Source organism: Gloeomargarita sp. SRBZ-1_bins_9 (genome assembly GCA_039794565.1).
Classification (GTDB): domain Bacteria; phylum Cyanobacteriota; class Cyanobacteriia; order Gloeomargaritales; family Gloeomargaritaceae; genus Gloeomargarita.
Map to the genome: position 1 here is coordinate 1 of JAUQVX010000019.1, position 8,149 is coordinate 8,149.

The 8,149-nt window shown below is 57.9% G+C and carries 13 protein-coding genes; 10 read left to right on the top strand and 3 right to left on the bottom strand.

The features are described 5' to 3' along the window. The coding region (locus tag Q6L55_11305) for a pyridoxal-phosphate dependent enzyme (GenBank protein MEN9259295.1) at nucleotides 1–622 on the bottom strand (622 nt) is incomplete at its 3' end. A 91-nt stretch (nucleotides 623–713) separates the two neighbouring features. Here Q6L55_11305 and Q6L55_11310 point away from each other — a divergent pair. Together Q6L55_11310 and Q6L55_11315 are read left to right on the top strand one after the other, a co-directional pair. Continuing rightward, nucleotides 714–989 carry a hypothetical protein gene (locus Q6L55_11310; GenBank protein MEN9259296.1) on the top strand — a complete coding sequence of 92 codons (276 nt, stop codon included), beginning with the start codon at nucleotides 714–716 and terminating at the stop codon, nucleotides 987–989. Then, nucleotides 989–1,579: a 2OG-Fe(II) oxygenase gene (locus Q6L55_11315; GenBank protein ID MEN9259297.1), complete on the top strand. Its 591-nt coding sequence runs from the start codon at nucleotides 989–991 to the stop codon at nucleotides 1,577–1,579. Before Q6L55_11310 ends, Q6L55_11315 begins: the two co-directional genes overlap by 1 nt. Here Q6L55_11315 and Q6L55_11320 read toward each other — a convergent pair. Further along, entirely contained in the window at nucleotides 1,570–1,881 is a 312-nt protein-coding gene (locus Q6L55_11320; protein MEN9259298.1) for a hypothetical protein, read from the bottom strand. The genes Q6L55_11315 and Q6L55_11320 overlap by 10 nt on opposite strands. A 60-nt stretch (nucleotides 1,882–1,941) precedes the next feature. On the opposite strand from Q6L55_11320, the gene Q6L55_11325 reads away from it, so the two are divergent. Further along, nucleotides 1,942–2,508: a DUF4126 domain-containing protein gene (locus tag Q6L55_11325; protein ID MEN9259299.1), complete on the top strand. Its 567-nt coding sequence runs from the start codon at nucleotides 1,942–1,944 to the stop codon at nucleotides 2,506–2,508. On the opposite strand, the gene Q6L55_11330 is transcribed toward Q6L55_11325, so the two are convergent. After that, nucleotides 2,509–3,183: a hypothetical protein gene (locus Q6L55_11330; GenBank protein ID MEN9259300.1), complete on the bottom strand. Its 675-nt coding sequence runs from the start codon at nucleotides 3,181–3,183 to the stop codon at nucleotides 2,509–2,511. Nucleotides 3,184–3,345: 162 nt separating this feature from the next. On the opposite strand from Q6L55_11330, the gene Q6L55_11335 reads away from it, so the two are divergent. From Q6L55_11335 to Q6L55_11365, 7 genes are all read left to right on the top strand, one after another. After that, entirely contained in the window at nucleotides 3,346–5,406 is a 2,061-nt protein-coding gene (locus Q6L55_11335) for an RNB domain-containing ribonuclease (GenBank protein ID MEN9259301.1), read from the top strand. 53 nt (nucleotides 5,407–5,459) lie between these two features. Beyond that, entirely contained in the window at nucleotides 5,460–6,803 is a 1,344-nt protein-coding gene (locus Q6L55_11340; protein ID MEN9259302.1) for an ArsB/NhaD family transporter, read from the top strand. Between the two features lie 99 nt (nucleotides 6,804–6,902). After that, nucleotides 6,903–7,028 carry a hypothetical protein gene (locus Q6L55_11345; GenBank protein ID MEN9259303.1) on the top strand — a complete coding sequence of 42 codons (126 nt, stop codon included), beginning with the start codon at nucleotides 6,903–6,905 and terminating at the stop codon, nucleotides 7,026–7,028. 3 nt (nucleotides 7,029–7,031) lie between these two features. Then, nucleotides 7,032–7,178, top strand: a complete 147-nt coding sequence (locus tag Q6L55_11350) for a hypothetical protein (GenBank protein ID MEN9259304.1) — start codon at nucleotides 7,032–7,034, stop codon at nucleotides 7,176–7,178. Nucleotides 7,179–7,234: 56 nt separating this feature from the next. After that, complete coding sequence (locus Q6L55_11355) at nucleotides 7,235–7,462, top strand: hypothetical protein (protein ID MEN9259305.1); 228 nt, start codon at nucleotides 7,235–7,237, stop codon at nucleotides 7,460–7,462. A 91-nt stretch (nucleotides 7,463–7,553) separates the two neighbouring features. Continuing rightward, nucleotides 7,554–7,754, top strand: coding sequence for a hypothetical protein (locus Q6L55_11360; protein ID MEN9259306.1), 201 nt, complete (start codon nucleotides 7,554–7,556; stop codon nucleotides 7,752–7,754). Between the two features lie 59 nt (nucleotides 7,755–7,813). Next, nucleotides 7,814–8,140 (top strand): DUF1815 family protein, encoded by a 327-nt coding sequence (locus Q6L55_11365; GenBank protein MEN9259307.1) that lies wholly within the window; start codon nucleotides 7,814–7,816, stop codon nucleotides 8,138–8,140. Nucleotides 8,141–8,149: the final 9 nt, after the last annotated feature.

Consider the following 8,149-nt stretch of genomic DNA (forward strand, 5'->3'; position numbering starts at 1 on the left):
CGTAGGGGTCGGCCACCACACAGCGAATCCGGGGATTTTTTTCCTTCAGATACAGCGTTACCCCCCCAAAGGTGCCACCGGTGCCAATGGCCGCCACCCAGGCCGTGATTTGCCCCTCAGTCTGCTCCCAAATTTCCGGGCCGGTGGTTTCGTAATGGGCTTGACGGTTGGCCAGATTGTCAAATTGGTTGGCCCAAATGGCGTTGTCCATCTCCTGGGCGATGCGGGCTGACACCTTGACGTAGTTATTGGGGTCGCGATAGGGCACCGCTGGTACGGTTTTCACCTCTGCCCCCAGCAGACGCAACAGGTCAATTTTTTCCTGGGACTGGGTTTCGGGAATGACGATGAGACAGCGATAACCCCGGGCGTTGCAAATGTGGGCCAGGCCGATCCCGGTGTTGCCTGCTGTGCCCTCGACAACGGTGCCCCCCGGACGTAACAGTCCCTTTTGCTCCGCATCCCGGATGATATACCAGGCCGCCCGGTCTTTGACGGACCCGCCGGGGTTGAGAAATTCCGCCTTGCCCAGAATCTCACAGCCGGTTAGCTCGCACAGGGAGTGGAGCCGGATCAGGGGGGTGCGCCCAATGGTGCCCACAAAACCGTGGCGGATGTCCATGATCGCCGCTCAAGGGATACGGCTTTCAATTTTAGGCCAACTCGGGAAATGATTTATACTAACGATAGACCCTTCATGAAGCGGTAGGCCCGTGAGTCACCCTGAGTCGTCCCCGGCAGGACCAGATAAAGAAAGTTTTATCTACGCCCGGTCGAGCTACTACGGGGAATTTACACCCCAACGATTTTTGTTCAATGCCAATTTACAGGAATTTGCCCAGCGGGTAGGGATTATTTGTAGTTTGGAAACGGGGGGCAAAATCACCAGCGAAGAGGCCTATCGGGAAATTAAAAAGCTCTGGAAAAGTTTAAAAGAAAGCTGGAAAAACTTGGGGTTTGAAGAGGGGAAAGACAACCCTGATCCCTAATGGCCGCCCTGGAGCTCATTCCCCTGGACCGGGATATTCTCTGGATTCCTAATGTGATTGCACCGGAGATTTGCCGGCATGTAATCACCATCATCAATTCCCAGGAATTAACGACGGCAGGGATTCTCGTGGATACTGTTGACACCCACATTCGCTCGAGCGATATGTTGCCCTTGGGGGGACCCCATCCCCTGCTGCAATCCACCCAGCGCCTGCTGATGACTTGCTTACACCCTGTGCAGCAGCTACTCCGGCAGTACTACGGGATCAGCTTTGCCGATATGGAGGCCATCACCCTACTGCGCTACCGCCCCGGCCAGTTTTACCGCCGCCACGTGGACAATATCCTGCTGGCCAGTCGCCGCCTGGAGGTGACCCAGGGGATACCCACCCGGGACATGGGGGTTGTGGGCTATTTGAATGACGACTTCAGTGGGGGCGAGACCTACTTCGACCGTCAGCACGTGAAAGTAAAACCCCAGCAAGGGGCGGTAGTGGTGTTCCCTGCCTACTACACCCATCCCCACCAGGCCCTGCCCGTCACAAGGGGCGAAAAGTACGTGTTCACCACCTGGCTATTTCACGGTTGACGCGGGGGGTGCTGTTCCAGAAAGTGCCGGATGACCTGCAGGGCTTCCTTGACGGTGGAGTAATACTCTAGGTCGCCGGGGGTGTCCAGCTGGCCTTCGTGCAGGGTCTGGCGCTGCAATAGGGTCAGGATTTGACCGATCTCCCCCAAAACTTGTGCCTTTTCCCGGTGTTCAAAAACGGTCCAGCTCCCGTGTTGCGCTTCCCAGGCCTGGGGTTGGGTGTTGTAGGCCCCGTAGAACTGCCGGTAGTGGGCTAACCGTTGCTCTAGTAAGTCGGCCCAAGACTGCCAAGGGGAAGTCACGGCGCTGCGGAAACCTGGAGAGCTGCCAGTTTATCTTATCCCATGGGGCTGGCAAGGACAATGGCTGCCATTTTGGGGGTACTGGCGGCGGCAGCGGCGGGGGGATTTCGCCTGGCGTTACCCCTTTTGGTGCTCCTGCTGCTTCACCGGGACCAGACCTGGGACCATATCCCGCTGTTGGGGCGTTGGTCGCCGGCGCTGGTGCTGGGCATCTTAACCGCCGGGGCTGTGTGGGAGTTGCTGGCACCCTTGCACCCCTGGGGCGTGCGGTTGTGGCAACCGGTGCAGGTGCTGTTGAGTCCGGTGGTGGGCGGGTTGCTGGGCATGATGACGGCCCAGGTGATGGGGCTTCCCCGGGCTATGCACAGCCTGCTGGGGTTGGTGGGGGGAGCGCTAGCCTGGCTGTTGCAACTGGTGCAAATGGGATGGTTCTATCGCCGGGGGCGTTTTCCTACCTGGGTTATCCTGGCGCAGGATGGGTTGTGTGCCCTGCTGGCCCTCGTGGCCTTCCAAGCGCCCAAGCAGGGGGGGCTGTTGGCCCTGATGCTGGTCTGGTTGGCGCTGCGGGCTGCTAAAACCTGGCAACGGCAGTTTCAACAACACCGGCGTCCCCAAGGTCCCGATTGACTACCACTGGGGATAACCGGTCTGGGGGTCCATGGGCTGGTAACGCTCCAGCGCCGGAAAATCCCCCGGTTTGCCTACCCGCCAGGCCACCTCACCCCGCTTTTTACCCACCCGCACAAAGACAAAACCGGAATCTTCAAACTTTTCCCCATGCTCGGTAATGGTCCGGGGGGAAACCCGCAGCAGATGGGCTACCTCCGAGGTGCTGAGAATCCAGCCGTTGCGATGGGCCTCCTCCAGGGTGCGCAGGTACTCCAGGGGGTCGCTGTGGGTTTTGAGCTGGGCCAAGCGCTGGGCCACGGCATCGGCGATCACCCCCGCTGTGGAACGCATACTGGTCACCACCGCCCCCGCTACCGCATCCGCCACCGTGCCGATCAAATGGCTGAGATTGACCGGGATTTCTGTGCGGTTGACTGCTAAATCACCGCTGCTGGGGGGGTTGGGGTCCTGGGCCAGAAAATCGTTGATCGTCCCCCCCTGCTGGAGAAATTCGTGCAACCGGTCCAACCGTTCCAACTCCTGGGCGGTGATATAGGCCCGGCGGCTGACCTTAAAGGGTTTGATGCCTAGTCCCTTCAGGCGGTTGTACAGGGCGTTGTGACCCAGTTGGTAGCGGTCCTCCAGCAACTCCACCGGAAAACTGTCAATTTGGGTATCATTTTCAAGAGGCATCGAATCCATAGGGCGCTCCTCGACGGCGGGTTAATGGGATAGGTAGTGGGAATTCTTACGTTATTTCCCATTATCCTAGCAAGGGGGGGCGTGGCTGCCAAGGGTTACCGAGATGGGGTAACGCCGGTGATAAAGTGAAACACAGGACCGATAGGAACTGCTATGCCATTTTCGATTGGGGAACTCTTGGGCAATTTACCGGAAGATAAACTCATCGCCCCTAAGGTATTGGCCAAAAAACTGTTTTGTGAAACGGAAAGCGACCGGCGGCGGTTGAGAATTGCCCTGGATGTGTTAACGAAGCTGGCCTTGGTGACGGAGGAATTCGGCAAATACCGCCGGGTGCCCATGCCCGATGTGGTCAAAGCCCGCTTGCGGTTTTCCCGGGGAAGTTTTTGGGCGGTTCAGGAGGAACCGGGGGCAGCGGATATTTATATTCCGGCCCGTTATCTCGGTACCGCCTGGCACGGGGATTGGGGCCTGATCAAAGTCATGCGCAAGGGTCGCAACCGCCGCAGTCCCGAGGGGGAGGTGTTTTTGGTCCTGGAGCGGGCCATCACGGCCTTGGTGGCCCAGGTGAAGCTCACGGAACAGGGCTATGTCGCCAAACCCCTGGATGACCGGTTGAATATCACCGTGGCCCTGCCAGGGGAAGATGTCGGTCAGTGGGTGGACCAATTGGTGTATGTGACGATTCAGCGTTATCCCCTAGCCCAGATGCCCGCCCAGGGGGCTATTAAACAGGTCCTAGGTCCGGACGCCCAGAGCACTGACCCGGCCCGGCTGGTGTTGTGTAAACATAATCTGGTGCCTCATCCACCGGCGGGATTGCCCCCAGAGTTGACCTGTAACCCTACTGACTGGCCGCGGCAGGATTATCGGGAGTTGCCCACCTGGGGTTTAGGGAAACTGGCGGTTTCCTGGCAGGGGGAACGCCTGGGGATTCACCTTCTGGATGGGACGGCGTACCTTCCCTCGGAGACGTTGGTGGATTGGTATGCCCGGCAGCAGGGGGCCACCTTTGGCCTGGGGGATACCCTCTATCCCATGACGCCGCCTGCGCCGATTGGGACGGAATGGCCCAGTATTTCCCTGTGGGTGGAGCTGGACGCGGCGGGTCAAGCGGGGGCTTACCGGTTGGAACCGGGCTGGGTACGGGTGAGCGACTCCCCGCCCCCGGAACTGGTCACCGCGGTAACCGACTGGGTGGAGCGCACGCAACCATGGGTGGGCCTGCCCCTGGAGGACCCTTACCCCTGGCCCGATGAACACCCCAGTGGGCTGCCCCGACAAACAACGGACTCCACCGCTCGGGTGACCCAGGCCCTGGCGCTGCTGGCCAACCACCTATTGGCACGGCATTTCCAGGCTCTACAGTTGCCGGGGATTTTCCGTGGGCAACCTTCCCCGGACCCGGACGCCTGGGAACGTTATCGCTTCCTGTTGCAGACCTTGGGGTTGACGCCGCCGGAGACCCTGGACTTGCCCACGTTGCTGGCCCTGCTCCAGGCCCACGAGCTGGCGCCGTTACTCCAGACGCTTTTTTGGGAAATCCTCAAACCCCCCGCCGACAGCCTGCAAGCCACCGATCATTTTGGCCTGGGGCTGACGCCCTATTTACACGCCGTGGCTCCCTTGGACCGCTACACGGATTGGTTTAACCAGCGGGTGTTGTGGGCTTTGTTCACCCAAGGGAAGGACCGCAAAAGTCCCCGCTCTAAGGAAACGGTGGACCTGCGCAGCAGCAGCTGTCATGGGCGGGTGGACTGGCCGGTTTTGCCGCCTGCGGTGCAGGAGGAATTGCAAACCCAAGCTCAACAACTGTTGTCCCACTGGACGGAACGGGAACGCCTCCATCGCCAGGCCTGGGAAGATTATGAGCATTTGTTGTGGCTGCACCGCTGTCGGTTGTCGCCGGGGCAACGGGTGCACGGGTTAATCGTAGGGGTTGAATCCTACGGGTTTTTTGTAGCCATCGAAAAAACGCCCCTGCAGGGTTTGGTCCATGTCACGGCCCTGCGCAATGATTGGTATGAATTTCGTCCCCAGCAACAAGCCCTGGTGGGTCGGCGTACCGGTACCACCTTTACGGTGGGGATGCTGGTGGATGTGATGGTCAAGGGAGTAGATTACTATCGCCAGCAGGTGGATTTGCTGTTACCACTGGAAGCGATGCCTGCCCAGGCGGAAGCTCCTGGCCCTGCCGCCGATTCCCTCGGTTGACGGCCCAAGGAAACAGTTGTTAGAGTAACGGCAATTTGTCAGGGCCTTCGGCTATGGACAACTGGCAAGCGGCAATCGCGAGCATTACGTTTTTGGCCGTCTTGGGGTTGATTGTTACGGAGTGGGTGCATCTGACAGTGGCGGCTTTATTGGGGGCGATGGTCCTGGTGTTTTGCCAGGTCATGACCCTAGGGGAAGCCATTGGCTACATCGGTCGCAGTTACAATACTTTGGCCCTATTTTTCGGGGTTATGGTACTGGTGCGGGCCTTTGAACCCACCAAAATTTTTGAGTATCTGGCGGCGCAGATTGTGTTATTGGCCAAGGGGCAGGGCCGCAATTTACTCCTAGCGGTGGTGGGGATTACGACGCCCATTTGCGCCGTCTTACCGAACGCCACTACTGTTATGCTATTGGGTCCATTGGTACCGCCCCTGGCCCAGGACATCGGTGTCGATTTTGTGCCCCTGTTGACTCTCATGGTCCTGATCGCCAATTCGGCAGGCCTGCTGACGATGGTGGGCGACCCGGCGACCTATATTGTTGCCGACGCTATTAACTTGAGTTTTGTGGACTATTTTGTGCGCTTAAGTTTGGGGGGGGTCATTGCGATTGCCGTTGTCGTATTTATGCTGCCCGTTTTATTCCCTAAAATCTGGCGTAAGAAGTTGGAAAGTCTGGATGTGTTGCCCCATCCGACGATCAACCACCCGGGTGTACTCTCGGTCGGTCTGATCATTGTAATTTTCGTCTTGACCATGTTTGTGGTGGGGGATTCGTTGCCCCAGCGTATTAGTCCGGCAACGGTGGCCTTGATGGGCGCCAGTTTGGCCCTGTTACTCAGTCATCACAGCGGGATTGACACCGTTAACAATATCCTCCGGGATGTGGACTGGAGTACGCTGATTTTTTTCATGAGTGTTTTTGTGCTGATCGGCGGCCTGGAAAAAACGGGTGTGATCGCCAGCTTGGCAGGGGTATTGGGTGTGGTCTTGGGCCAGAATATTTTGTTGGGGACGATTACCTTGATTTTTTTTGTGGCCTTGGTGTCGAGTGTGATTCCCAATATCCCCCTGGTGGTGGCCATGGTACCCCTGCTGAAACAGTATGTAGTCAATGTGGGGCTGGCGCCGGCGGAGGTTTTGCAACCGGGGTTTGAGGGCCAGTTTCCCGATATAGTGCTACCCCTTTTCTACGCCATGATGTACGGGGCGACCCTGGGGGGAAACGGCACGCTGGTGGGGGCTTCGGCCAACATCGTGGCGGCAGGGATTGCGGAACAACACGGCCGGCGGATTTCCTTTCGCGGTTTTTTGACCTACGGGGTGCCGGTGGTGTTGGCCCAGTTGGGGGCAGTGACGGTCTTTATGGTTGTGCGCTTTTTCCTTTTCCGCTAAATAAAAGCAGTTTGGTCCCCGCTATCCAGGTGGGCGCGTCTGCTGGCATTTGTACAAAAAGAACCTCAGCCGAGGGTGTAAGGGCAACGGGAGGTCTTCTTGGATTTGCTGTTGCTGGGAATGTATGTGGATCAGCGGTTGTCGGTGGCGGAAGCGGATGTGCTCCAGGACCGATTGCTGGATATGCCCGGGGAATCGGGGATGGCGTTGAGTATTTACCTGTAAAGCATGATGCCGAAAATTCGCACGGCCTATGAAAGTCTGTCGGCGCGGCGGCAACTGTTGCAATCTATCCGGGACCGCTTGCCAACTCCGGAAGCCCGGCGTGAGGCCTATAAAAAGTTACAGGAATTTTTAGCGGTAATGGGGCTTTGACGGAATGGCGACTGTTGCCTACAGCGAATCGGTCAAGGGGGGAGAGGCTGAGGGTCATGTCGCAAAAGCGGGCGCGATTGAATTTGTGGGGGACGGTTGTTTTGCTATTGGTGGGTTTGACGGGTGGCCTGGCCCTGACCCTGTGGGGGATGAACACCTTTAGCCCTCAAAAAACCGTGCGCCAGCCCATTGATCGCAGGTCATCTCAGCGGGAGCGTGAACCCGGTCGGGGTGTCCAATCGGAATTCGTTTTGAGCTGCTGGGCTGTCGCTATCGGGACATGAAGGTGGTCTGGGGGTTGCGGGTCACCAAGCAGATGGATAATGACATAGACTTTGTTGTGGCGACAGGTACTTCACCTACCTTTGGCTCGGTATGCGGGAAAGCTGGCAACCCCAGCAGACCCTGGTCAGACAAACACCGACCTATCTGGAGTTGCACTTCGGCGACAGCCCCGTTACGATTCCCGAAAGTCAGCAATTGCGCCGATTAAAGGTGGGTTATTGCTTCCTGACACCGCAAACGGCCCGCTGGGAAGAAGGGGACGTACGGTTGCATGATGTACCTCTACAATAGCCCTCCCAGGGGGAAAACTTTAAGTTAAGATTAAGAAAGAGCTACCGGGAGTCATTTCTGTGTTTTTACGGCTAGCGAACCAGCACCGGGAGTTGGTACGAGACTTGGTCATGAACCTCCAGGCGCTGGCCACGGTTTTGGAACGGCAGGGGCGCTTGGCATCCTGTTATACCTGTGGCCCGGCCATGGATAGTGCGTCGTTCATGGTGAGTTTAGGGGAAGGTCACCTGATCCGGTTCCTGGTCTCTGACTACGGGATTACCTGGACGGAGATGCGGGATGACCGGGAGTTGATGAAATTGGAAGGGGCAGAAGCCATTGCCCAACTCCAGGAACTGGCTAACCTGGTGCGCCAACCCGTCAACTCCACACCCGCCCAAATCTAGGGACGAAAT

Excerpts from the sequence above, each read along its gene's own strand:
- Q6L55_11350 (MEN9259304.1), top strand. The coding sequence starts at position 7,032 with ATGATGCCGAAAATTCGCACGGCCTATGAAAGTCTGTCGGCGCGGCGG.
- Q6L55_11315 (MEN9259297.1), top strand. The coding sequence starts at position 989 with ATGGCCGCCCTGGAGCTCATTCCCCTGGACCGGGATATTCTCTGGATT.
- Q6L55_11330 (MEN9259300.1), bottom strand. The coding sequence starts at position 3,183 with ATGCCTCTTGAAAATGATACCCAAATTGACAGTTTTCCGGTGGAGTTG.
- Q6L55_11360 (MEN9259306.1), top strand. The coding sequence starts at position 7,554 with ATGCGGGAAAGCTGGCAACCCCAGCAGACCCTGGTCAGACAAACACCG.
- Q6L55_11340 (MEN9259302.1), top strand. The coding sequence starts at position 5,460 with ATGGACAACTGGCAAGCGGCAATCGCGAGCATTACGTTTTTGGCCGTC.
- Q6L55_11355 (MEN9259305.1), top strand. The coding sequence starts at position 7,235 with ATGTCGCAAAAGCGGGCGCGATTGAATTTGTGGGGGACGGTTGTTTTG.
- Q6L55_11325 (MEN9259299.1), top strand. The coding sequence starts at position 1,942 with ATGGCTGCCATTTTGGGGGTACTGGCGGCGGCAGCGGCGGGGGGATTT.
- Q6L55_11335 (MEN9259301.1), top strand. The coding sequence starts at position 3,346 with ATGCCATTTTCGATTGGGGAACTCTTGGGCAATTTACCGGAAGATAAA.